A 23895-nucleotide genomic window follows, 5' to 3' on the forward strand; every position below is an offset into this window, starting at 1 on the left:
CAATGCGCCCGGCCCGCGATGCGGGCCTGTTTCCGGGGTGACGGCGCCGATGAGCGATGCGCTCGAAGTCGAGATCAAACTATCGTTTCCGGACGTCGGCACTGCGCGGCGCGCCCTCCTCGCGGCCGGAGCCGTCGAGGCGCGGCCCAGGCATTTCGAGGAGAACCTCGTCTTCGACACCCCGTCCGGCGACCTCGCCGCGTCGAGCCGGCTCCTGAGGGTGCGCGCGACGAGCGACGGGCAGGGGGCGCTGACGTACAAGGAGAAGGTCGCCTCCGAGGCGACGGCGAAGGTGAGGCGGGAGCTGGAGACGACCGTGTCGGCGCCCGCCGTTCTGGCGGCGATCCTCGAGCGCGCCGGATACGTCGTCACCTACCGCTACGAGAAGTACAGGACGGTCTTCACGCTCGACGGCGCGACGATTGACCTGGACGAGACGCCGATGGGCTGCTTCGTCGAGATCGAGGCGCCGGCCGCCGCGATCCCGGGTCTCGCCGCGCGCCTCGGGGCGTCGGAGCGCGACTTCATCGTGGACGACTACCGCACCGTTTTCAGGGAATGGCTTGGCGCGCGAGGCCGACCGCTGACCGACATGACCTTCGCCGCCGTCGCGGGAAGCGCGCCATGACGCGGGGAGGCGGCGCGGGGATCCCGAGCCAGGCGATGGTCCTCGCGGCCGGCCAGGGGCTCAGGATGCGTCCCCTGACCGTCGATCGCGCGAAGCCCGCGCTCCCCCTGATGAACCGGCCGCTCCTCCTGCACGCCCTCGACTTCCTCGCGCGCCATGGCGTGACGAAGGCGGTGGTCAACCTGCACGCGCGCCCCGAGTCGCTCATCGCCCTCCTCGACGGCGGGACGCCTTCCGGGCTCGAGGTGGAGACCTCCTTCGAGCCGCTCCTCCTCGGCACGGGAGGAGGGATCCGGGCGGCGCTCGGTCACTTCGATCGCGAGGCGCCCCTGCTCGTCGTCAACGCGGACTCGCTCGCCGCCGTCTCTCTCCCCGCCCTCACCGCCGCGCACGTTTGGGCGTGCGCCGAGGGGCACGGGATCGCGACCCTCGCGGTGAAGCCGCGCGAGCTGGACGAGGTCTACTCGACCGTCCGCCTCGATCCCCGCGGCGCCGTCTGCGGCATCGGGGACGCCGGCTCGGACGGGGAGCCCTCGACCTTCATCGGGGTGCACATCGTCACCCCCGCCGCGATCGGGCGCCTCCCCGCGTCGGGCCCCTCCGAGATCGTGCGCGACGCCTACCTCCCGCACCTGCGGGCGGGAGGCCGCCTCGGGGCTTTTCGCCACGAGGGGTGGTGGGTCGAGGCGGGCAGCCCTTCGCTCTACCGCCGGGCGCACCTTCGCCTGCTGCGGGAGGCCGCGTTCCTCGACGCGCTTCCCGCGGAGTGCGGTGCGCGGCTCGCGGGCGAGCCTCCCTCCTTCGCCGCGCATGACGTCGAGGTCGCGGGCGACGCGCGCGTCGAGGAGAGCGTCCTCGGACCCGGGGCGCGTGTCGGGCCGGGCGCGCGCGTGTCGCGCTCGCTCGTCGCGTCCGGGGCGCGCGTCGGCGCCGGAGCGCGCGTCGCCGATTCCATCGTGTGGGAGGGGGTCGACATCCCCGAGCGGGCGACCGTGATCGCGAGGCTGGTGATGCTCGATCCCGCCGGCCCGTCCGGTCGCACGGAGGTTCCCCTTCCATGAGCGAAGGGAACGGAGGGCCCCGGCCGGCGATGACGCGGAGGCTTCTGGCCTTCGCCCGGCGTCGGTTCGGCGACGCCGTCTCGTGCGAGCCTCTCGCAGGCGACGCGTCGGATCGCGCCTTCTTCAGAATCCGGCTGGCGACGATGAGCCCCCTCGTCGCGATGGTGCATCCCGAGCCGTTCCGGCTCGACGACCTTCCGTACTTCGTCCACGGGCGCTTCCTCAAGGAGATCGGGGCGGATGTCCCGGAGATCGTCGGCTCGTACCCGGGAGAAGGGATCCTCCTGCTCCAGGATCTGGGCGACGCGACGCTCATGGCGCACCTCATGACGGCGTCTCCCGATCGACGGCACTTCCTCTACCGCCAGGCGGTCCAGATCCTCGCGCACCTCCAGAGCGAGGGGACGCGCGCTCTCTCGCCCGACCTGCCCGCCGCGCGGACGGCGCTCGACCGCGACAGGCTCCTCTTCGAGCTCCGCTTCTTCGCCGAGCACTACGTCACGGGGCTTCTCGGCTCACCCCTCATGCCCGCCGCGGCCGCCGACCTCGACGCGTGGCTCGAATCGCTGGCCGAGACGGTGGCGGGATACGACCGCGTGCTGTGCCACCGCGACTACCACTCCCGGAACCTGATGGTGAGGGGGGATCGCCTCTACATGGTCGACTTCCAGGACGCGCGGATGGGACCGTACACATACGACCTCGCGTCGCTCCTCCGCGATTCCTACGTGCGCCTCCCCGAGGAGCTGATCGAGGAGATGCTCGACTTCTTCCTCGAGGTCACGGGGCGCTCGCAACCCGGCGAGGCCCGCCCGGGCTCCTTCGAGGAGGAGTTCGAGCGGACGTGCCTCCAGCGGAACATCAAGGCCATCGGCACCTTCGCCTACCAGGCGGTCGTCAAGGGGAATCGCGGCTACCTCCCGAGCATTCCCCCCACTCTCGAGTCGATCCGCACCAACCTCGAGCGCCGGGGCGAGCGCGGGATTCTCGAGCTCTTCGAAGGACCTCTTCTGCTAAGTTGACGCCGGCATCGTCCCTCGCGGGATTCATGGAGGTCGCCATGGCTCAGCAGCGAATCGAGGCGCGCGTCGTCCCCGCGCGCCCGCGATCGAAGGTGACGGAGATCGAGGAGCGGGTCCGCAAGGCCCTCGCCGACAGGCGGACGGTCACCCGCGACATCGAGACCGAGTACGAGGAGAAGCTCTCTCTGGGCAATCGCGTCGCCGACGTCGTCGCGGCCTTCGGCGGCTCGTGGACCTTCATCTTCACCTTCGGCGCGATCATGGCCGCCTGGATGCTGATCAACAGCCAGGTGCTCAAGGACGGCGCCTTCGACCCGTTCCCGTACATCCTGCTCAACCTGATCCTGTCGACACTCGCCGCGCTGCAGGCCCCCGTGATCATGATGAGCCAGAACCGGCAGAACGAGAAGGACCGGGTCCGGGCCGAGCACGATTACGAGATCAACCTGAAGGCCGAGATCGAGATCGGGCAGATTCACAAGAAGCTCGACGAGTTCCGCGACGCGCAGTGGGTGCAGCTCGTCGCGATGCAGCACCGGCAGATCGAGTACCTGGAGAAGCTCGTCGAGGTGGGTCGCGGCGGAGAGCGCGCCACCTGAAATTCGGGGTACGGCGAAACGATCCGGCCTCTGCGGCGTTATAGCCCCCGACGCGAGGCCGCCCGCCGGGCGTTCCCGCGCGTCGCCCGTCCCCGGGGGTGCCGCCATGTTCCTCGACCTCGTCAGAGACTTCGTCCACGGGGCGAGCGTCCTGCGCAAGAGCCCCGGCTTCGCCTTCGTCGCCATGACGACGCTGGCCCTCGGCATCGGCGTCAACACCGCCCTCTTCAGCGTCGTCAACGGGCTGCTGTTCGAGCCGCTCCCCGTCGAGAGGCCCGGCGAGCTCGTCGGCGTCTACAACCGGGCGCACGAGGGGATCGCGACGCACACCCCCCTCGCGTTTCCGGATTACCGCGACATCCGGGACGGGACGAAGAGCCTCACCGGAATGTTCGGGTACGCCCTCGAGCCCCTCGCCCTCGAGACCGGCGGCAGCAACACCGTCGTGATGAGCGAGACGGCGACAGGGGACTACTTCACCACCCTCGGCGTGCGGGCCGCGCTGGGCCGGACCTTCACGGCGGCGGATGAGGAAGGAGCCGGGGCGGCGCCCGTCGTGGTCCTGAGCCACGCCGCCTGGCAGCGCCGCTTCGCGGGAGATCCCGGAATCCTGGGCCGCACGCTGCGCCTGAACGGCTCGCTCTTCACCGTCATCGGCATCGCCCCGCGGGAGTTCACGGGACTCTACCGGATGATCTCTCCGGACGTCTGGATCCCGATGCGCTGGACGACCGGGCGGCGCCTGAGCGATCTCGAGGGACGTGGCTCCCGCTGGATGATGGCGATGGCGAGGCTGAAGCCCGCGAGCACCCTCGCCGGGGCGCGGGCGGAGGCCGCGACGGTCGGCAAGCGGCTGCAGCGCGAGTACCCCGACACGAACCGGACGCGCGAAGTGGATCTGCTGCCCGCGAACAGCGTCACGATCGTCCCGGGAATGGAGTCGGTCCTCTACCCGGTGTCGTTCGTCCTCCTCGCCGGGGTTGGGCTCGTTCTCCTCATCGCGAGCGCCAACGTGGCCAACATGCTTCTCGCGCGGGCGGCCGCGCGGCGGCGAGAGTTCGCCGTCCGGCTCGCCCTCGGCGCGCCCAGGGGGCGCATCGTCCGCCAGCTCCTCGTCGAGAGTCTGCTGCTCGCGATCGGTGGGGCCGCGGGAGGGCTGCTCCTCGGAGCCTGGTCTCATTCGGCGCTGCTCGCGGCGATGCGCTCGCTCGAGCTGCCCTTCCCGATCACGCTGACGCTCGGCGCGCCGCTCGACGGGAGGGTGCTGGCCTACACCCTCGGCCTCGCGCTCGTCACCACACTGGCCTTCGGTCTGGCCCCGGCGCTCGAATCCTCGCGCCCCGGGCTCGTCGAAGGTTTGAAAGGGGAGTCGGGAGGCGGCGGGGCGCGCCCGCGGCGGCGGCTCCAGTCGGCTCTCGTCGTCGCGCAGGTCGCCTTCTCCCTGGTGCTCCTGATAGGCGCCGGCCTCTCGCTCCGCAGCCTTCTGAACGCCCACCGGATCGATCCGGGGTTCAGGACGCGAGGCGTGGTGAGCGCGGGCTTTTCCCCGACGCTTCGCGGCTACTCGTCCGAGCGCAGCCGCGCCTACTACGACCAGCTCCTCGCGCGGGTGCGCGCCCTTCCCGGAGTCACATCGGCCGCGGTGACGTCGCATCTGCCGCTGAGCTTCCAGGTCCGCACGACCGACGCGCGTCCGGAAGGCGCTCCGGCCCCGGCGGACGGGGAGGAGAACGAGGTCGACGTCGCCACCGCGGGCCCCGGGTATTTCGAGACGATGGAGATCCGTGTCGTGCGGGGAAGGAGCTTCATGGAGAGCGACGTCACCGCGGCCACGCGCACTGCAATCGTCAACGAGTCCCTTGCCCGCGCTTTCTGGCCCGGGGAGGATCCCATCGGCCGCGGCATCGTCGTCGGCCGGGAAGCGGAGCGCTGGGAGGTGATCGGAGTCGTTCGCGACGCGAAGTACCGGACGCTCGGCGAGTCGCCGCGCTCCTGCCTCTACCAGGGGTACGGCGCCGCGTCGTTCGGCGACGAGACGCTCATCGCCGCGGCTCCGGGGGATCCCGCGCCCCTCGAGGCGGCCGTCCGCGACGTGGCGCGCGCGATCGACGAGAAGATGCCCGTGATGAGCCTCCAGACTCTGGAGGAGGCGACGAGCGTATCGCTCCTCCTCCCCCGCGCGGGAGCCTGGATCTTCATGCTCTTCGGCCTTCTCGGGAGCTCGATCGCCGTCGTGGGTCTGTACGGGCTCATCGCCTATCTCGCGAGCCGCCGGACGCGTGAGATCGGCATTCGGATGGCGCTCGGAGCGCGCCCGGCCGACATCCTGAGGCTGGTGATCTCGCAGGGGCTGAAGGTCACCCTCGTGGGGGTCGCCCTCGGGCTCGCCGGCGCCTTCGCCGCGACGCGCGCCATCGGCGCGATCCTCTACGGCATCAGCCCGACCGACACGCTGACGTATCTCGCCGTCGCGACGATCTTCCCGCTGACGGCCGCGGCGGCCTGTTACCTGCCCGCGCGCCGCGCCGCCGCGATCCAGCCCACCTCGGCGCTTCGATGCGAGTGACCGAGGCCCGGCGACGGACGGAGGTCACTTCGCCTTCGGCGTGAGCGTCAGCGTGTTGGTGCGGTAGTCGATCTCCGTCACGAACCGGGCGAGCTCGGGAAAGCCGATCACGAGGTAGACCTCGGACTCGAGGGCGCGGCTGAATCGGGCGAGATCGACGCACGGCATCCGGTCGGCCTTGAAGTCGACTCCGCCGAACGAGAGGGTCGCCTCGCGCAGGGCCTTGCGGGCGAGGCTCCCCGCGAGCCCGACCGATCTCCCCTGGACCCAGTCGCCGGGGAGGAGCTCGAGTCCCGGCACGCGCGGCGCGGCCGACATCGTGGCGAGGGACGACGACGCTCCGGTGTCGACCATCGCGTTGAGCGGCGTTCCGTTGAGGGAGGCCTTCACGAAGATCTGACCGCCGACGTTACGGAAGGGGATCGCGAGCGGCGCCGGCGCGCTGCCGGCAGGCTTCGGCGCGTCGGGCTTCCCGTCGTTGAGCCTCAGGCCGAGCGTCCCCGGATCGAGGTCGACCCGGATCAGGAAGCTCCCGAGGATCGGCGGGCCGAAGAGCCCTTCCTCGTCTCCCCTGGGCTCCGCGATCGTCGCGGAGACGTTGCGGATCGACACCCCTCCGAGCTTCAGGCTCTTGATCAGCACCAGGTCGCCGTCGACGACTCCCTTTCCCCCCATCCCGGTCACCGTGAAGGGGCGAATCGTCTTCACCTTCGCGAGCTTCGCGAGCCGCGGCGAGATGGTGAGCCCCGTCGCGCCGGTGTCGAAGGCGAACCGCTGCCCCGCCGCGGTGTTCACGTCGGCCTTCAGGTAAGCCTGGCCGCGCAGCACGTTCAGAGGGAGATCGGTGGGGTCGGACGTCACGATCTCCCCCAGGGGCTCATCGCGAAGTTCCTTCAAGAGCTCGATCCACGCGCGCACGTTGTTGATCACCCCCTCGCCTTCGACGGGAGGCATGTCGAGGTAGTGCGTGAGGAGCCTGATGACGTCCTCCCGCTTCGCGAGGTGATTCGACAGGGTGCGGACGTAGCGCGGGTTGTTCGGGTCGAGCGCCGCCGCCCGGTGAAAGGACTCGGCCGCGTCGCCGTAGTGCCCGACCGTGCGGAGGATTCTTCCGATGCCGAACTGGGCGGGGGCGAAGTTGGGGTCTGCAGCCGCGGCCGCGCGGTACGCCGCCTCCGCCTCCTCGAAATCTCCGCGTCGATAGAGCGCGTCGGCCAACAGCGTGCCGGCGGCGGCGGATTCGGGATGCGCGGCGACGATTCCCCTGGCGGCGTCGAGGGCCTCCTGCCACCTGTCGGCGTCGAGGAGCTTCTGCGCGACGGCGACGGGATCGGGGGGGGGAGGGGCCGGGGCGCCCGCGGGGGCGTTCGGATCGGGATCGGCCGCGGCGGCGGCGAGGATGGCGCCGGCGAGCGCGAGGGCGATGACGGCGCTCGCGCCGCGGTGCGATCCGGCGCGCCCGCCCGTCATGACGATCGGATCGGCGCCCGTCTCAGGAGGAGCGAGGGCGCTCCGAACGAGCCGCCGCGCTGAAAGAACGTGAGGTCGGTCCCCGCGGCCTCGATCTCGCCGAGGATCTCCCGAGCCGTCCCCGCGAGGTACCCGCCCGCCAGGGGCGCGCCGAGGCGCCCTCCTTCGATCCACCTGCCGGTGAAGGGGACGGCGAACGCCGACTCGGGGCCGGAGAGCCGCGGGAGCCGCCCGAGCGTCGTGATGCGGATCCCCTGCTTCAGCGAGGCGATGAGCTCCGCAGGCGAGCCCGCCCCCGGCTTGATGAAGAAATTGGAGGTCTTCAGCTCCGGGGACTCACGAAACGAGGCGCGCACACCGTTGCCCGTCGACCCCTCGCCCCCTTCACCCCCCGTCAGATCGCGCAGGAGCTCGCGCACGACGCCGCGCTCGATCACGACCGTGCGCTGCGTCCGGCATCCCTCGCCGTCGAACGGAGCGGAGGCGACCCCCCCGGGGATTCTGCCGTCGTCCAGCATCGTCAGCGCCTGCCCGCCGATCCTTTCCCCGCGGGACGGCGCGGCGCGGCGGGACCCCTCGGCGCCGGCCGCAACGCCCTGCGTGACCCAGGGGGCGACGGCGGCGACGATCTCCGCCGCGGCCCGCGGGCCGAGGACGACCTCGTGAATTCCGGCCGGCGGGAGCTTCGGCGATTCCGCCTCCTCCATCAGCCCGATCGCCTCCACGATCGCAGAGTCGGCGGCGAGCCCCCGCAGGCTCCTCGCGGCGCGGACGACGCGGGCCGACACGTGGCGCCGGTCGGGCCCCGCGCTCATCGTGAGGTCGAGCCTCGCCATCGACTGCCGGAAGGACCCCGAGAAGCCCGAGCTGTTCACGAGGAGCACCGTCGAGATCGTCGCGACGAGCCGGATCTCCGCCTCGCACCCGGCCGCCGCCTCGAGCGCGTGATTCCGCATCTGCTCGGCGACGGCGAGGAGGCTTTCCGGAGATCCGTCGAGGTCGGGGTCGAAGAGGCCGAGGCCGCGGCCGTCGGCGACCCATGGGGAGGGGAGCGTCCGCGCGCCCGGCGCCGAGCCCGCCGCGGTGTCGGCGGCGCGGCGGGCGAGCGCCGACGGGGAGGCGCCCACCGACGGCTCGTCGTCTCCGACGCGCAGCGTCGCGGCGGCGAGGGCGGATCGCCCATCGGCTCCGAACCAGCGCAGCGCGATCCCGCGCTCGGCCGATCGGCCGAGCGCTCCCGACGGCAGCGACGTCTCGCGCGAGATCGACTCCTTCACGTACACGTCGGCGGCGGCCGCCCCGGCCCGCTCCGCCTCGTCGAGGGCCTCCGCGGCGAGGCGGGCCGCGGCGTCCTTCGTCCGATCGATCACGAGGCGACTCCCGGCAGGACCTTCAGCTTCGAGACCCGGAGCGACGGCGCCGCCTGCCCGACCGGAACGATCTGGTCGTCCTTGATGCACGACCCCGCGCCGACGTCGATCCTCACGTCGTTCGCCACGCCGTCGATCGATCGGAGCAGCTCGCGGCACCCGCCGACGAGGAAGGCGCGCGTCACGAGGCGCCCCGCCCGGCCTCCCTCGATGAGGCGCCCCGACTCGACCTCGAGACGAAACTCGCCGCGGCGCGGGTCCACCTGCCCGCGACCGAGACGATCCACGAGAAGGCCGCGGGCGATGGGCGCGACGAGCTCCTCCGGATCGCGCGGGCCTTCGGCGAGGACGAGGTTCGTCATCCGGGGGAGCGACGTGAAGCGGTACGACTCGCGCCTCGAGCCCGACGTCGACTCTCCTCCCGTGGCCGCCGCCGTCGCGTCGTCCGACAGGAAGCCGCGGAGCACCCCCGCCTCGATGAGCACCGTGGCTCGGGCCTGGCGCCCTTCGTCGTCCATCAGGAAGCGCACGCGACCGCCGGCGAGAGTCGGGTCGTCGAGAAGCGTCAGCTCGTCGCAGGCGATCTTCTCCCCGGCCAGTCGCGCGAACGGGGAGACGCCCGCGGTCACGAGATCCGCCTCGAGAAGATGCCCGCAGATCTCGTGCAGCAGGACTCCCGTGGCCTCGGGGCCGAAGACGGCGGGGCCTTCGAACGCGGGAGGCGGGACGGCCTCGAGCCGCGGAACGCCGCGCGCGACGCACTCGGCGGCGGCGTCCCGCCACGCGGCGGTGGCGGCGACCGCAGAATCGGCGAAGCCGTCGGCCCACCGGGAGGCCTCCACGGTCACGATGCGCTCCCTGCGGCGGAGTGTCACGGAGCAGCGCCCCTCGACGGTCGCGCGGAGATCGCGGGCCGCGAAGAACGGCGCGGCGTCGCGCGGCCGGGCGACCACGACGCGGGCGAGGGAGATGGTCGCGTCGAGTTTCGCGCCGATCACCTCGGCGCCCGCGCGCGCGGATCCCGCGGCAAGCTCTTCGGTCCACGCGTCGAAGATGGCGCGGATCGGATCGATCCAGAGGGATGTCCGCTCCCGAACGCTCATCTCCGCGATCGAGGCGGGCTCGGCAAGGGCGTCGGCGAGATCACCGGCCGCGCGCCTCAGCATCCCGGGGGACGGATCGTCGAGGACGGCGGTGAACGGCCTCGATCCGGCGATCCCGCTCGCGCGGCACCCGGTCTCCTCGAGCAGGAGCGCGGGGCGCGCGAGGCCGTCGCGCCGCGAGAGGTGGACCGTCGAGCGTCTCTCGTGGAACAGGAGCTCCACCCGGAAGAAATCCGGGACGACGTCGTCGGTTGAGGCGGCGCGCCCTCGCGTGCGAGAGACCATCGGGCGCTCCTCCGTGAGGTGTTGGATGGACGGATGCGGCAGGCGGGCATCTTAGCCCCCGCTCGCGAAGCGATTCAAGAAGCGGGCGCGCGGTTTGACTCCCCGGGGTCGCGTCCCTAGCATCGACGGGTGACGCCCGATCGATCGGTCCCTCCCTCCCTCGACGCGTCCCGCCGGCACACGGCGGCGCGGGCGCTTCGAGTCACCCTCTCGCTCGCGGCCGCGGCCTGCGCGGCGGGGGCCCTCGCGACGACGATCGGGAGCAGCCACGTCGGGCTCTCGGATCTCCCCGCCGTTCTCCTCGGGCGCGGACCTTCCGAGGCGCGGGCCATCTTCGCCGACGTGCGGCTGCCGCGCGTCCTCCTCGCGGCGATCGTCGGCGCGGCGCTCGCCTCGGCGGGAGGGGCTCTCCAGTCGGTGCTCCGGAACCCGCTCGCCGATCCCTACATCCTCGGCCTCTCCGGCGGGGCGGGCCTCGGCGCCATCCTCTGGAGCACGATCGCTCCTGCGACCAGCGACCTCGGGCCCGCGCTTCGCCCCTTCTTCGCCTTCGCCGGGGCGGTCGCGGCCGTGTTCGGCCTTCTCGCGCTGTCGCGGGCGCGGGGCCGGAAGAACGCGGCGACGATGCTCTTGATGGGGGCTGTCCTCAACGCAACCTGCATCGCGCTGATCCTCTTCGTCGTCACCGTGGCGGATGTCGGGCGGTACCAGGGGGTGATGTACTGGCTGGTCGGAAGCCTCTCGCCTCCGTCCGGCAGCCTCCTGGCGGCCATCTACGTCTGCGTGTCCGCCGGGGTGATCGGCCTCACGCTGCTGGGGCCGCACCTCAATCTCCTGTCGGCCGGCGAGGAGACGGCGGCGCAGCTCGGCTCGCCCGTCGCGCGCGTGCGCCTCCTCGCCATCCTCGCGGCGTGCCTCGTCACCGCGGCGGCCGTCTCGGTCTCGGGGCTGATCGGCTTCGTCGGCCTGATGGTCCCGCACCTCGCGCGCCTGTGGTTCGGGCCGGACAACCGGCTCCTCGTCCCCGCGTCGGCGCTGCTCGGCGCGCTGATCCTGATCGTCGCCGACACGCTCGCGCGCGTCCTCCTCGCGCCGACGCAGATCCCCGTCGGCGTCATCACGGCGATCGCGGGCGGCCCGTGCTTCCTCTGGCTCTTCGCCGTCCGCGGCGAGGAGGGTGGGGCGTCGTGAGCGAGGGCCTCGAGGCGCGCTCGATCGGCTTCGGCTACGGCGACGGGAATCTGTTCCACGACCTGTCCCTCTCGGTCCGCGCCGGGGAGATGGTGGGCCTCATCGGCCCGAACGGTTCGGGGAAGACCACGCTCCTCCGGATCCTCTCCGGCGTCCTCGCGCCGCGCACGGGGGGCGTCCGGCTGACCGGCGGTCCCGGCGGCGACGTGGAAATGGCGGCGCTCGAGGCGGGCGAGCGATCGCGGCGCATCGCGGTGGTCCCGCAGGAATCGCGCCTCACCTTCGACTTCACCGCGATCGAGGTGGTCCTCATGGCTCGGGCGGCCCGCCTCGGCCTCCTCGGCGTCGAGAGCCGGGAGGATCTCGACGCGGCGCGGCGCGCGATGGAGAGGACTGGAACGGCTCCGTTCGCCGGCCGGCTCATCGGCCAGCTCAGCGGCGGCGAGCGCCAGCTCGTCTTCGTCGCGCGCGCCCTCGCCCAGGAGCCGGGTCTTCTTCTACTCGACGAGCCGACGGCCTTTCTCGACATCCGCCACCGCCTCGAGATCTACGCGTTGCTCTCAGATCTCAACGCCCGCGAGGGGCTGACGGTCGCGATCACGTCGCACGACATCAACCTCGCCGCGCGCTTCTGCCGCCGGCTCGTCCTGCTGAAGGCGGGCCGGGTCATCGCCGACGGGGGAGCCGCTGAGGTCTTCCGCGCGGAGATCCTCTCCGACCTCTTCGATACCCCGCTTCGGGTCGTGAAGGATGACGCCACCGGACGCCCGTTCGCTCTCCCGTAGCATTCCTTTCTAAGTTGTTGATGTTCACATTGTTTCAGAGCTAGACTGCCGCCGGTCAGGGGGTGGCTCGGGCTCCCCCATCATCTTTATATGCTGGTCCGCCGGGGGATCCCTCGAGCGGGTCGACAGGAGACTCGATGCGCAAATCGATCCACCTGATCGTCCTCTTCGGCGTGCTTCTCGGCCTCTCGGCGGCGGCCTCTCCGGCCTTCGCCACGCACTTCCGGTTCGGGACGCTCACATGGAAGAAGCTCCCCGCGATCTCTCCCCTCACGGTCGAGTTCACGCTCACCGCCGCGTTTCGGCGCGATGGATACGTGGGGAGCGGGTCGGACAATCGCGTGATCGTCGGGGACGTCTTCAAGGAGATCATCGGCTTTACGACCCTCGACACGGGCGACGCCAACGTTCCGCTCGATCCGAACAACCTCCTGCGCTGGGAGGTCATCGCGATGAACCTCAAGCAGAACTGGGTCATCGCGAAGGCGGAGATCGAGGATCCGAACGCCCCCGACAAGGTTCTGGACTACACCTACTCGGCGGAGAACGACAACGGCACCCCCTGGGTCGCCGCGGTCGATTCCTGCTGCCGGACGCTGCTCCCCGAGCACATCAACAATTCCGGCTTGAGCTACCGGGTCGAGTCGCTCGTCGATCTGGATCCGAACAGGCCGAACGAGCCGCCGAAGACCCTGATCACGCCAATCGTCGGCTGCGAGTTGAACACGGTCTGCCAGTTCTTCGTCCTCGCGACCGATCCGGACGGGGATCCGATGCGGTGGCGCCTCGCGACTCCGACCGAGGCCGGCAGCTTCTCGTTCGTCCATCCCGGGCCGCCGAACGCGCCCAATGCCCTGTCGGTCGATCCGAACACCGGGCTCGTCACCTGGAACACGACGGGCGCGACGCTGTCGTCCGATCCGAACGAGAGGTTCGGCAACTACTCGACGCAGATCGTCATCGAAGACCTCGATCCCAATGGCGCGCTGAAGGGCGGCAAGACCGCCGTGGATTTCTTCGTGCAGGTGATCAACCCGCCGCCCTTCGCGCCCCACTTCGATGTGCCGCCGACGCCGCCGTCCGGCGGGACGCGATCGGTCGACGTCGGCAACTATCTCTGCTTCGATCTCCAGGCGAGCGACCAGGACGTGAACGACATCGTGGAGCTGGGTGACGCGAGCCTTCCGCAGGGGATGCAGTGCACCTACGGGCCGCCGGCTCATACGGTCACCGGCGAGTGCCTCTGGAAGCCCACGGCGGCCAACGTCGGCGGCGAGATCGTGGTCTTCACGGCCACCGACAACAACGGCATCGGCGCGCCCCCCCACTCGTTCGATCTCCAGATCACGAACCAGTGCTCCACGTCGCCGCCGACCGTCCCGGACACCGACGGGGACGGGATCGCGGATCTGTGCGACGACTGTCCGTTCGTGGTCGATCCGAACCAGGTCGACTCGGACAACGACAGGGTCGGCGACGCCTGCGACAACTGCGGGGTCTTCAATCCCTGCCAGTCCGATCACGACGGCGACGGGCACGCCGATCAGTGCGACATCTGTCCCTTCAACTACAACCCGAGCCAGACGGACGTGGACGGCGACGGACTCGGCGACGCCTGTGACAACTGCCCGGCGGTCTCGAACCCCGGGCAGCAGGACGCTGACGGGGACGGAGTCGGCGACGCCTGTGACAGCTGCCCCACCGTCTACAACCCGGGCGACACCGACGGGGACGGGGATGGCGTGGGCGATGCGTGCGACAACTGCCCGCTGAACTCGAACCCCGGCCAGCAGAACAGCGACGGCGACAACGAGGGGGGTGACGCGTGCGACATCACCATCACCTTCCCGCTGGCGGGCCAGCTCACGTGCCTCGATCCGCCGCCCACGATCTCCTGGTCGCCCGAGGTCTACAACAGGTTCAAGGTCTTCGTCTCGTGGAGCTCGACGTTCCTCCCGACGGCCCAGGTGACGAGCGGTTCGACGCTGCTCAAGGGGCTCTCATGGACGATGCCCGCGAAGAAGTGGGCCAAGGCGTGCGCGGGGGCGAACCCGAACCTCTACTTCAGGGTCTTCGGCAAGAACAAGGGAACGGGGCTCGCCGAGCTCAGCGAGACGTCCGTGGTCCAGGTGAAGTAGGAGCAACCGGCGGCGCCTTCCTGAACGTGACGTCGGCGCTCGCCTGGATCATGGTGTCGAGGACCTTGAGCGAGAGGATCTTCCCCTCGATCCCCATCTGGGCCGATCCCTCACCCGCGACCTCCGAGAAGACGGACGGGATCGAGAACGGCCGCAGGTGGTCGGCGAGATCGATCGTGCCGAAGGCGGGGAGCTTCAGGGGGAGGCTCGCGATCCTCGCCTCGTACGATTTCTTGATGTCGTTCCACGTCAGTGAGAGCGACACCTCGAGGACGTCCTCGATCGGCAGGGGAGTGCCCCTGTAGTCGAGCTTGAGCTGGACGCCCCCGTTGACGAAACGCACCTCGCGCGGGTTCGAGAGGGTGAGCGTCTCTGAGAGACCGTGCTTGCCGACGACGACCTCGTACGGGGTGACCGCGCGCAGGAGGCTCTCGAGCGCCGGCGGATCCAGCGTGAACGTGATCGTTCCGGCCGAGGCGGGCAGCCAGAGGGCTGACGCCAGAATCCCGAGCGCGCCGGCGCGCCGCGCGAGCCTTCCCAGGTATGTCGTCGTCCGCATCTCAATCCTCCGCCTCAGGGGGTGACGGTCAGGCTTCGCGTCAGGATCGCCATCGACGAAGGAGGCAGCGACAGCGCGATCCTCGTGATCTCGGTTCCCGTGGCGGCGTCGAAGACCCTCAGGCGCGGGTTCGAGAGGTCGTGCTCGGCCACGAGAAGGAAGCCGTCCCCATCGTAGCGGATCTCCGGGATGAGCGCGGCCGTCGAGAGGATGGTCGAGCCGATGGCACCGCTGTTCGGGTCGAAGGCGACGACGTCGTTGCGGCTCGCCGAGGTCACGACCACGGCATACCCCACCGTCCCGGACGTCACCGCCACCCCCGAGACGTTTCCCCCGAGATCGTCGTCGTCCACGAGGATTCCGCGCGTCGTCAGCGAGATGGGATCGATCACCTCCACGCCGCCGCTCAGCGTCTGCGGCAACAGCCCCTGGAAGATCCCCGCGTCGGCCAGGTACACCTCCCCGGTGTCCGGGCGGATGGACGGCGGCCCGATCGGGTTCTGCCCGGCCAGCGTGATCGATCGGACCACCGTGCCGTCCGCCGGGTCGATGAAGGCGAGGAGGCCGGGGCCGTACTCGAAGAAGGTCGAGTCGATGTTCTGGAGCGTCGCGAGGACCATCCCGTTCGCCCGGACGAGGCGATCCGGGCGCGCGCTCCGGCTCGCGTTCGTGGCGATCGCGACGAGCGGGATCGTCCCAACCTCCGCCCCCGTCGCCGGGTCGGCGATGAGGATGTCGTTGAAGGCCGTCTCGTAGCGGGGGATGTAGAGCTTCCCGGGGGCCGCGAGGAGGGCGTCGTGCGGGTTGCTGCCGCTCCCGGTCGAGAACTGGCGCGCGGTCGTGAACCCCTTCGCCGGATCGAGGACCTGGACGTTGTCGAACGACAGGCGGTTGACGACGAAAGCCCCTCCCGCGGAGGCCGCCGCGACGGCGTCGCCGCTTACAAGCTCGACGTCGCGGCTCACCTTGAACTGCACGTCGTAGCGGACGGTGACGATTGAGACGGTCCCCTGCGTCGAGAAGTCCGTCGCGGCGATGAGATACCGGCGCTGCTTGATGCCGAACCAGCTTCCGGATTCGGGGAGATTCCCCAGCTCGGCGACGCCGTCGAGCCTGTGGCCCCCCGGCTCGATCGCCCCCGTGAGCGCGGGGAAGAGGATGGTGTTCCCGACGGTGACGGGCCCGAACGGGTCGATCGCGATCTCCCCTCCCGCGATCCTCCCGGTCACGCCGATCGGGCCGCTCGGGTCGACGTGCTTCGCGAGGCCGGCGACGGTCGCCCCCTGCACCGTGACGGTTCCCGCGAAGATCCCCGAGGGATTCCCGAGAGAGTTCGGGTCGATCTCGAGCGTGAGGTCCAGGTTGACGCCCGTCGCGGAGAACTCCGGGAAGAAGAGCGTCGGGTAGGAGGCGCTGATGTCGTACGTGGCGGCGATCGTCGCGGGCTCGTGCGGCGGTCCGCCGTTGAAGACGAAATCGTGACCGCACGCGGCGCACGCGAGGGCCAGCGCGAGCGCGACGGCGAGGCGACGGAAGGGAATGCGCGAGGGCATCAGAAGCTCGTCGCGATCTTGAGGAAGAGGCTGCGACCGGGCAGCGGGTAGCGCGCCACGTCCACGACCCGGCGATCGAGGAGGTTGTCCACCTCGAGGGCGATTTCCGTCCGGGAGCTCGCGCGGACCCTCACCCCCGCGTCGTGGAGGTAGCGGGACGGAAGCTTCGTGAGGGAGGCGCTGGGGCCGGGGAGGTTTCCCGTAATCGCGGCGACCGGCCCGATGGCGTTCGCCCCGACGTACGCGAAGCGGTGGAAGAGCGTCGCGCGCCCGACGGTCAGCGACTCCGTCGCGTTCGCCTCGTCGCGCGGCCGTCCCGGAAGATCGCCCCCCGCGGTCGGCGTGTCGCCGTGATCGATCGGCCTCTGGTGCGTGTAGTTCGCCGACGCGACGAGCCGCTTCCACAGCCGCAGCGAGGCCGAGGTCTCGATCCCGGTGATCCGGGCCTGGCCCGTGTTGAAGGCCTTGAGCACGCGCGAGGTGAGCGGGTTGAGCTGGATCAGGTTGTCGGCGTCGGTGCGGAACGCCGTCAGCTCCAGCCGCACGCGGTCGAGAGCTCCCGCGCTCCCTCCCTCGAAGGTGACGCCGATGTCCCCGTTGATCCCGCGCTCGGGGAGGAGGGCGGGGTTGCCGGCGATCGTCCCCTCGTTCCCGTACCTCTCGATCAGGTCGGGGGCGCGGTAGAAGCGGCCGAGGTTCCCCCGGACCGACCATCGAGGCGAGAGGATGAGCATCCCGCCGAGCCTCCCGGAGGTGGACGAGAGATCACCGGCCGGCGCCGCCGGGGCCCCCGGAGCGCCGCCATGGCTTCGATCCGAGATGAGATCGTAGCGAAGCGACGGCGCGACCAGGATGCGCCCGGCCGCGAGGTGGATCTCGTCCTCGACGACGGCGCTCGCCGACGCGCGGCGGGCGGCGATCGCCTCGCCGGCCGGGTTGAGCCGGTCGATCGACGACGCGCTCTGCGCCCGCGGCTCCACCAGGACCGAGATGCGCTGCGAGGCCGAAGGCCGGCCGATGAGCGTCACCGTGGCGCCGGTCCCCTCCACGCGCGTCGTCTGGTCCCGCGGCGTCGGGTTGGCCCCGGCGATCGGGTCCGCGAACGACTCCGACGTGTACGCGTGGTCCATCGATCCGCCGAGGCTCCACCCGCCCGCGGCGGGCTCGGGAGCGTCGCTCCCGACCCTGACAAGGCCGCGCTGGAGGGAGAAGGTGCCGTGCTCGGACTGGAAGGCGTCGATCCCCGGGACACCCTGCCGGCGCCGGAGCCACTCGGTCGAGACGGCGAGAGTCCTCGAGCCGGCGAGCGGGACATCCCCGCGGAGGCGGAGTGCCGTCGACCACGCCTCGTTGTTCGCGCGGACGCGCACCCGATCGTCACCCGTCGTCGCCTCGGTGCCGTGGTTGTCGAGGAAGTGGAAGTTTCCCTTCGTCGTCTCCGACTCCGCCGACGCGGCCCACCTCATCGGCCCCGTCCCCCAATCGGCGAGGGACGACAGCGTGCGGGTGCCGAACGATCCCGTCGAGACGGCTGCGGTGACTCGATCGGCGTCCTCGGGGGCGCGCGTGCGCACGTTCACGACCCCCCCGATCGACGAGGCGCCAAGCGACGCGGGGGCGAACCCCCGGTGGATCTCGATCGCGTCGAGCCCCGCGAGCGGGATGTCGGCGAGGTTGACGGCGCCTCCGAACGGGGAGTTGAGCGGCACACCGTCCACGCAGACGATCGTCTGGTTCGACGCCGAGCCGCGGATCATCGCCGTCGCGAAGCCGGTGACGCCGCCGTAGCGGCGGACCCTCACCCCCGGCGTCTCGCCGAGGAGATCCGCGAGCGTGACGACGCGCCCCGCGAAATCCTCGGGGCGGATCGTCGTGACGAACGATGTCGGCGCCTCGCCGGCCGTCCCCCTCTTGCCGACGACCTCGACCTTCTCGGTCCCCCCGTCCACGGGCCGGTTCGCGTCGGCCGCCGGCGTGTTGGGATCCGCCGTGTCCGCCCGGATCACGCCGGCGCACGCGGCGATCAGGAGCGCGGCGACGAGCGCCCTCATGGCACGCAGTCTCCCGACGCGGGAATCCGCCCGCGGCCGTTCGAGGTCGCGCCGTAGTCGCCGTTCTTGGGGCGCAGGAGGTAGTAGAAGGCCGCGCCGAGCGGCGGGATGGCGGTGTCGGGGTGATCCGCCGACGTCAGGTTGAACGAGTTGTCCTCGACGCACATGACGGCGCCGAGGTTGAGGGGATTGCTCGACTTCAGGACGCTCCCGACGCCGCCGCGGATCAGGTCGTACGTCGCCGCCGAGGAGAGAAAGTTCCACCGAAGCGAGTCGGTGGCCGTCGAGGGGAAGCCGAGCCCGGCGTCGTAGACGAACGACGGCGCGATCGCGGCCGTGAGAGGGGAGCGGCAGGTCGCCGCCTCGACGCCGTCGGCCACCCCGTCCCCGTCGGTGTCGGCGCGGAAGGGATCGCTCCCGTAGACGTTCGACTCGTCGGCGTCGGAGAGGCCGTCGCCATCGGTGTCGGGGCCTCCCTGCCCGAGAGGGATGGCGTGGAGCGCCACCACCGCGTCGAGGTCGAACCCCTCCGCCGTCCCCGCGAGCCCCGTCCCGAGATTGAGATCCGTTATCCGGATGAATCGCACCTGAGTGAGGCCCACCGTCGCGAGATCGAAGGCGTCCCCCCCCGCTCCCGAGACGCCGCCGGTGCCGTTCGGATCCCACGTCGCCGGATCGTCGGGGATCGTCCAGTTCCCGGTGAAGGTCGGCGTGATCCCCGCGAGCCCCTGAAGCATCGGGAGCGCGGAGCACGGCGTCTGCTGCGAGCCGACCAGCGAGAGAGCCGAGGCGTTGTACGGGAAGGCGACCCACGTGAAGCCGTTCGACGACACCTCGACCGTCCCCGGCTCGGCGAAGACGTTGCAGGTGGAGGTCGGCGTCGTCGGCGTCGCCCCGACGAAGAAGGCGTTCTCGAAGACGATGAAATCGGGGCCCGGGCCGTCGACGATCGCGTTGTCGGTGAACGCGAGGGTGATCGACCCCCCGTGGCCGAGCGACACCACCGACGTCGACCCCTGCGTCGGCAATGAGTCCCCCGGCGGGCCGAGGACGATCCCCGGCAGCTCAGCGTAACGGAAGCCGGTGTTCGGATCCGCGAACCCGCTCGTGAACGAGACGACCCGATCGGCGAAGCAGTCCACGGTGTCGGCGGCGGCCGGGGTCGCCACCGACACCATCGTCACGAGGACGACAAGGACGCGCTCAGTGAGCCGAGAGGCCACGCGCTCCCTCTCCCGATCGCCTCAGGATCCCCGCGAGCGCGGGGAGCGAAGCCGCCCCGCCCAGCGATCCCGGCGCGAAGAAGAGAAGGTCGTAGTCGACGTCGGCGCGGACGGACCGCCCCGACTGCGTGAAGACGTTGAAGCCGTCCTCGTACGCGGTGATCGCGACCGAATCGACGCTGAACCCGGTCAGAATCGAGAGGTCGACGACGGTCCTCCCTCCCGGAATCGCCACCGGAAGCCCCCCCGCCCCGAGGCCGTAGACGGTCACGACCAGACTCCGATCGGCGGCGCTGTGCTCCGCCGTCACGAGGTACGTCGCCCCGGGGAGCAGCTCGAACTGCGTGCTGCTGAAGGTAAAGTCCGCGAAGGCGTCGTCCGAGACCGCCGAGCCGTAGACGGCCGGGGACAGGAATGGCCCGCCGAAGAAGGGGGAGACCTGCGGGAAGTAGGCGACGTCGATCGTGTCAAAGGTGTCGCTCCGGAAGTCTGCGACGTTCCCGGTGCGGTTGAAGCCGGTGGTCTGCGAGTTGATGAGCGAGAAGGTGATCGGGTGGAAACCGAACGGATCGGTCTCGAAGCCGGCCGCGCGGATCGAGAGGATCGCCCCGAAGACGAAGTCGTCGGCCTCGGTGTACGAGGCGCCGAGCGCGGCGACGGCGCGCGTCGAGGGGTGCGTCGAGTCGAAGCGCTCGACGAGAGAGCCGCTGGCGTCCGACGGGAACTTCGCGGCGGTCGAGGCGTCGAAGGCGAACGTCGCCGGGCCGGCTCCCTGGACGTCCAGGTTCGGATCGGTGCGCAGATCGAGGACGACGGCGCCCGCGTGGGCGTTGGTCGGCGCGAGGGTGCCGAGAACAAGAATCGCTGAAAGTGCGGAAGCAACGAGAGTCAGTCTTCGCTGGGACATGAGTCCCTCCTTGGCGACTGACCTCTCGGGGTGTGGAGGCGCCGGGGGATGGGAGCTCACCCGGCGATCGTCCAGCCTTTTCCCGAGAAGGCGGTTGACGAAAATGGGCTCGGGCAGGTTTCCTGGCTCGCGGCTCGGGCCTACTCTCCGCCCCTTCCCGGGGTTTTCATCCCCAGTGGGTTGCCTTGCGGATTTCGTCGCCGCTTACAGTTGCTGGACAGCGAGGGCTTCGCACCCTCTTCCCTGACACCCGGTCCCGTTGGAAAGAACGACATCTTGCAGCGCGGTGAGAGTACGCCGACCATGGCGAGTGGTCAAGGGGATAGTGGAAACCGAGACCAGGGATGCGGCACCGGCGAACCCTGTCGACACTTGTTGAAACCTGTAGACACGATCGCGCCGGACACAGAGTGCGCTTCGGTCGGGTATCAGCGCCTCGAGGCGCGCACGTCTCCCGTCCCCGTGCGGATAAGCAGGCGTCGTCTGAACGTGAACTTCGCGAGATAGTGGCTGCCGTCGTTGAACCCGACGGAGGGTCGCGATCCCCTCACCAGGATCGCGGCCGGTTCAGGCGGGACGGGGTGAGCGCCGCGCCCGACCGCGCCAGAAAAGCAGCGCCCCCGCGACGGCGGCGATCCCGGCCGCGATCACGGCGAGGAGGAGGACGGGCTGGATCGATCTCCGCCCGCCCGGGAGGGGGACGAAGTCCCCGTCGCCCAGGACGACGAGCGCCGCCCAGTCGGCGGCGGGTGCGCCGGCCTTGAGACGATCGCGTCGCGCGGAGGCGAGCGCCGACGCGATGCTCGCTCCGCGTCCCATGTGGGTCGCCATGGCGTCGACCATGAGCGCCGCTTCGTCGTCGCGGATCGGCCACAGGCTCCCGACGACGCCCACGGCGCCGGCCTGGAAGAAGGCCCGGGCCAGACCCATGACCCCCTCCCCCTCCACGACGGTGCCTGACGCGCTGTCGCACGAGGAGAGGAAGATCAGCCGTCCTTTCAGATCGAGGCCCACGATCTCGCGGATTTGAAGCAACCCATCCTCGTCGTCGGCCCCGGGGGCGAGAAGGACGGCGCTGCGCTCGGGGTGCGCCTCGTCCACGACGGCGTGCGCCGCGATGTGGAGCATCCTGAAGCCCCCGAGGTCGACCGTCTTCATGAACCGCTCCGTCGCCTCGGCTCCGAGGGCGATGCGGCTGCCACCTCCGAGGCTTCCGGCGAGGGAGCGGGCTTCGTCCCGAGCGCGCGGAAGCGGCCCCAGCCTGAGACCGCTCGCGACCGTCGCCGCCCGGTAGGTCGCCGGAGCCGAAGGCCCGGCTTCGAGGGCGGGATCGGCGACGGCGAGGAGCGGGCTCGCTGCCGCCACCGCCGGGCCGCCGCTCCACTTCAGCCACGTCGAACACGAGGGAGCGATCGAGATCTCGAAGCGCGCGGCGAGCGGCGCGGCCGAGGCCTCAGTCCGGAGCGCGTCGATCGGGAGCTTGTGAAGAGGGCCGTCGGGGACGACGATGAGGCGGGTGATCCCCTCGGGAAGCCCCTTCAGACCCTCCGCGAAGAGGTCCCTGTAGAGGCTCGCCGCGCCCGCGCCCTCCGAGCCGTCGCGCCGCGCGAGGAGGCCGAGAAAGAGCGAGATCTCCCCCGTCATCCCGGCGCGGTCGGGGATCTCCCAGGTTCGCGTGGAGTCCCGGGTGATCGCCAGCGCCCAACCCCGCCGACTCGCATCGACGTTCGACTGGAACGAGACGAGCGCCTCGTTCTCCTGAAGGGCTTCCTGGATGCGCGCCACCGTGGGGATGACCGGGGCGCGGAGCGACCCGAACCCGGGATCGGCCCGCGAGAGATCCTGCCTCAGCGCGAACTCGGTGGCCTCGAGCCTCTCGAGATCCGAGAGGGCCCGTGCCCTCTCGTCACCGGCGAGCGTGGGACCGAGGAGCCTTCGCTGGGTCTTCGCGATCTCCCCGAGAGCGGAGGCCCTTCGCTCCTGGAGCGTGGAGGACGCGCCGCCGGTCGGTGCGCCGGAAAGGTCGAGCGTCTCGAGGAGGACCCTCGCGCGCATCCTCTCGATGACGCGGAGCGCGGCATCCACATCCTCCGGGGCCGCCCCCGGCCCGGGCTGTCGCAGAAAGTACGCCGCGACCCGGTAGTACAGAAACGCCCAGGTCGACTGGAAGCCGGCGCGGGTCCCCTCGTCCATCTGCTGATCTCGAACCTTCTCGATCGTGTCGAGAACGGTCAGCCATTCGTTCGCCGCCCGCGCCCTCTCGCCGGCGTCCGTCAGGATCGTCGCTCGCTGGATTCCGACCCGGGCCTCCTGATCGGGCTGTCCCGTCTGGCGCGCGAGCGTAAGCGACTGATCGAGGATCCGCTCGGCCTCGGCCCTCCTGGACGGATAGGCGTACGCGATCACGTGGGCCTTGTACCTCAGGACGAATCCGAGCTGGATGAGATCCCCGGTCGGCTGGATTTCCTCGATGGCCTGATCGAGGAGCTCGAGTTTCCGTTCGGGGGTGATGCGAGCGTCCTGCGCGGCGAAGAAGAGGAGCTGGCCGGAGGTCTTGCGGTTTCCGCTCTCGCCCGCTAGCCGCAGCGCCTCGGCGAAATCCGGGTCGTCGTCCTCTGGCGCCTGTCTCTGCTTCGCGAGATGGATGTTCGCCAGGATGCTCGCTTCCCCGTAGAAGTCGCCGGCGGCATGCGCGAGCGCGGCGGCGCGCCGGTAGTACCGGATGGCCTCCTCGATCCTGCCCCGCTGCCATTCTTCCGCGCCCAGCGCGTTGAGCAGCATCTGCTGCAGACCGGCGTCCCCCTCGGGAACGACGACCGACTCGAGCTTCCGGAAGGCGGACAGGGCCGCATCCCGATCGCTGCGCAGCGAGGCGAGCCATCCTCGATGGTACCCCGCGTAGTTCGTGAGCAGCGCGCTTCCGGAGAGCCTGGCGTCCTCCTCGGCCCGCGCGAGCTCGGCGTCGGCTTCTTCCAGCCGACCCCAACGGCCGGTCAGAGAGAGGATCTCGAGCCGAGCGAATCCCTCGACCTCGAACTCGCGATCCCGGGCCAGCCCGTCCGCCGCGCGGCGCAGCATCGGCTCCGTTCGTGGATCGTTGAGGTCGCCGAGGAGCACGCCGAGCGCGAGTCGCGAGCGGTTGTCCTCCGGCGACACCGCCAGATGCCCTTCGAGGCGCCGGATCCTCTCGCTCCAGCTTCGCGTCCGCCGTGCGGCGTACCGATGGCACAGGTACGACCGGGGCCCGTCGCGCAGCGCTCGATCGCATGCCTCGAACGACGGGATGGGAGGCACCTCCGCCGCGAAGACTCCCGAAGCCCATGACCCCGCGAGAAAGACCCAGGTGACGGCGTGGAGTATCAGGGCTCGCGGACGGCGCACGGC

General features: G+C 70.7%; 16 protein-coding genes, 1 pseudogene and 1 riboswitch. Of the genes and pseudogenes, 8 read left to right on the forward strand and 9 right to left on the reverse strand.

Going from position 1 to position 23895, the window contains the following annotated elements:
• Positions 1–49 precede the first annotated feature (49 nt).
• From HY049_11770 to HY049_11790, 5 genes are all read left to right on the forward strand, one after another.
• Positions 50–628 carry a class IV adenylate cyclase gene (locus HY049_11770; protein ID MBI3449578.1) on the forward strand — a complete coding sequence of 193 codons (579 nt, stop codon included), beginning with the start codon at positions 50–52 and terminating at the stop codon, positions 626–628.
• Positions 625–1689, forward strand: a complete 1065-nt coding sequence (locus tag HY049_11775) for an NDP-sugar synthase (protein MBI3449579.1) — start codon at positions 625–627, stop codon at positions 1687–1689. Before HY049_11770 ends, HY049_11775 begins: the two co-directional genes overlap by 4 nt.
• A complete protein-coding gene (locus HY049_11780; protein ID MBI3449580.1) occupies positions 1686–2711 on the forward strand; it encodes a phosphotransferase in 1026 nt (341 codons plus the stop codon). The genes HY049_11775 and HY049_11780 overlap by 4 nt, the downstream gene beginning before the upstream one ends.
• 38 nt (positions 2712–2749) lie before the next feature.
• Complete coding sequence (locus HY049_11785) at positions 2750–3310, forward strand: DUF1003 domain-containing protein (GenBank protein MBI3449581.1); 561 nt, start codon at positions 2750–2752, stop codon at positions 3308–3310.
• Between the two features lie 106 nt (positions 3311–3416).
• Positions 3417–5876, forward strand: a complete 2460-nt coding sequence (locus HY049_11790) for an ABC transporter permease (protein MBI3449582.1) — start codon at positions 3417–3419, stop codon at positions 5874–5876.
• Between the two features lie 24 nt (positions 5877–5900).
• Here the strand turns inward: HY049_11790 and HY049_11795 are convergent, their stop codons facing one another.
• From HY049_11795 to HY049_11805, 3 genes are read right to left on the reverse strand one after another with little or no spacing between them, the layout of a single operon-like run.
• Positions 5901–7346 (reverse strand): aspartyl protease family protein, encoded by a 1446-nt coding sequence (locus HY049_11795; GenBank protein MBI3449583.1) that lies wholly within the window; start codon positions 7344–7346, stop codon positions 5901–5903.
• On the reverse strand, positions 7343–8716 hold the full coding sequence (locus HY049_11800; GenBank protein MBI3449584.1) for a hypothetical protein: 1374 nt from the start codon (positions 8714–8716) through the stop codon (positions 7343–7345). Before HY049_11800 ends, HY049_11795 begins: the two co-directional genes overlap by 4 nt.
• Positions 8713–10104 (reverse strand): TldD/PmbA family protein, encoded by a 1392-nt coding sequence (locus HY049_11805; GenBank protein MBI3449585.1) that lies wholly within the window; start codon positions 10102–10104, stop codon positions 8713–8715. Before HY049_11805 ends, HY049_11800 begins: the two co-directional genes overlap by 4 nt.
• Before the next feature lie 129 nt (positions 10105–10233).
• Between HY049_11805 and HY049_11810 the strand changes: the two genes are divergently transcribed.
• The 3 genes from HY049_11810 to HY049_11820 all read left to right on the forward strand — a co-directional run bounded on the left by HY049_11810 (position 10234) and on the right by HY049_11820 (position 14218).
• Entirely contained in the window at positions 10234–11295 is a 1062-nt protein-coding gene (locus tag HY049_11810; GenBank protein MBI3449586.1) for an iron ABC transporter permease, read from the forward strand.
• On the forward strand, positions 11292–12080 hold the full coding sequence (locus HY049_11815) for an ABC transporter ATP-binding protein (protein MBI3449587.1): 789 nt from the start codon (positions 11292–11294) through the stop codon (positions 12078–12080). Before HY049_11810 ends, HY049_11815 begins: the two co-directional genes overlap by 4 nt.
• Positions 12081–12853: 773 nt before the next feature.
• Positions 12854–14218, forward strand: coding sequence for a thrombospondin type 3 repeat-containing protein (locus tag HY049_11820; protein ID MBI3449588.1), 1365 nt, complete (start codon positions 12854–12856; stop codon positions 14216–14218).
• Here HY049_11820 and HY049_11825 read toward each other — a convergent pair.
• The 6 genes and pseudogenes from HY049_11825 to HY049_11850 form a co-directional block, all read right to left on the reverse strand.
• Entirely contained in the window at positions 14187–14777 is a 591-nt protein-coding gene (locus HY049_11825) for a hypothetical protein (GenBank protein ID MBI3449589.1), read from the reverse strand. The two genes, HY049_11820 and HY049_11825, sit on opposite strands and share 32 nt — an antisense overlap.
• A gap of 14 nt (positions 14778–14791) precedes the next feature.
• Positions 14792–16330, reverse strand: coding sequence for a hypothetical protein (locus HY049_11830; protein ID MBI3449590.1), 1539 nt, complete (start codon positions 16328–16330; stop codon positions 14792–14794).
• Positions 16330–18381 (reverse strand): TonB-dependent receptor, encoded by a 2052-nt coding sequence (locus HY049_11835; GenBank protein ID MBI3449591.1) that lies wholly within the window; start codon positions 18379–18381, stop codon positions 16330–16332. The genes HY049_11830 and HY049_11835 overlap by 1 nt, the downstream gene beginning before the upstream one ends.
• Positions 18382–18743: 362 nt before the next feature.
• Positions 18744–18848: pseudogene (locus tag HY049_11840) on the reverse strand (OmpA family protein).
• Between the two features lie 736 nt (positions 18849–19584).
• On the reverse strand, positions 19585–20511 hold the full coding sequence (locus HY049_11845) for a hypothetical protein (GenBank protein MBI3449592.1): 927 nt from the start codon (positions 20509–20511) through the stop codon (positions 19585–19587).
• Positions 20512–20605: 94 nt separating this feature from the next.
• A riboswitch (cobalamin riboswitch) is annotated at positions 20606–20780 on the reverse strand.
• A 298-nt stretch (positions 20781–21078) separates the two neighbouring features.
• Positions 21079–23892, reverse strand: coding sequence for a CHAT domain-containing protein (locus tag HY049_11850; protein ID MBI3449593.1), 2814 nt, complete (start codon positions 23890–23892; stop codon positions 21079–21081).
• Positions 23893–23895: the final 3 nt, after the last annotated feature.

The sequence above is a fragment of the Acidobacteriota bacterium genome, from assembly GCA_016195325.1.
Taxonomy (GTDB): Bacteria; Acidobacteriota; Polarisedimenticolia; order JACPZX01; family JACPZX01; genus JACPZX01.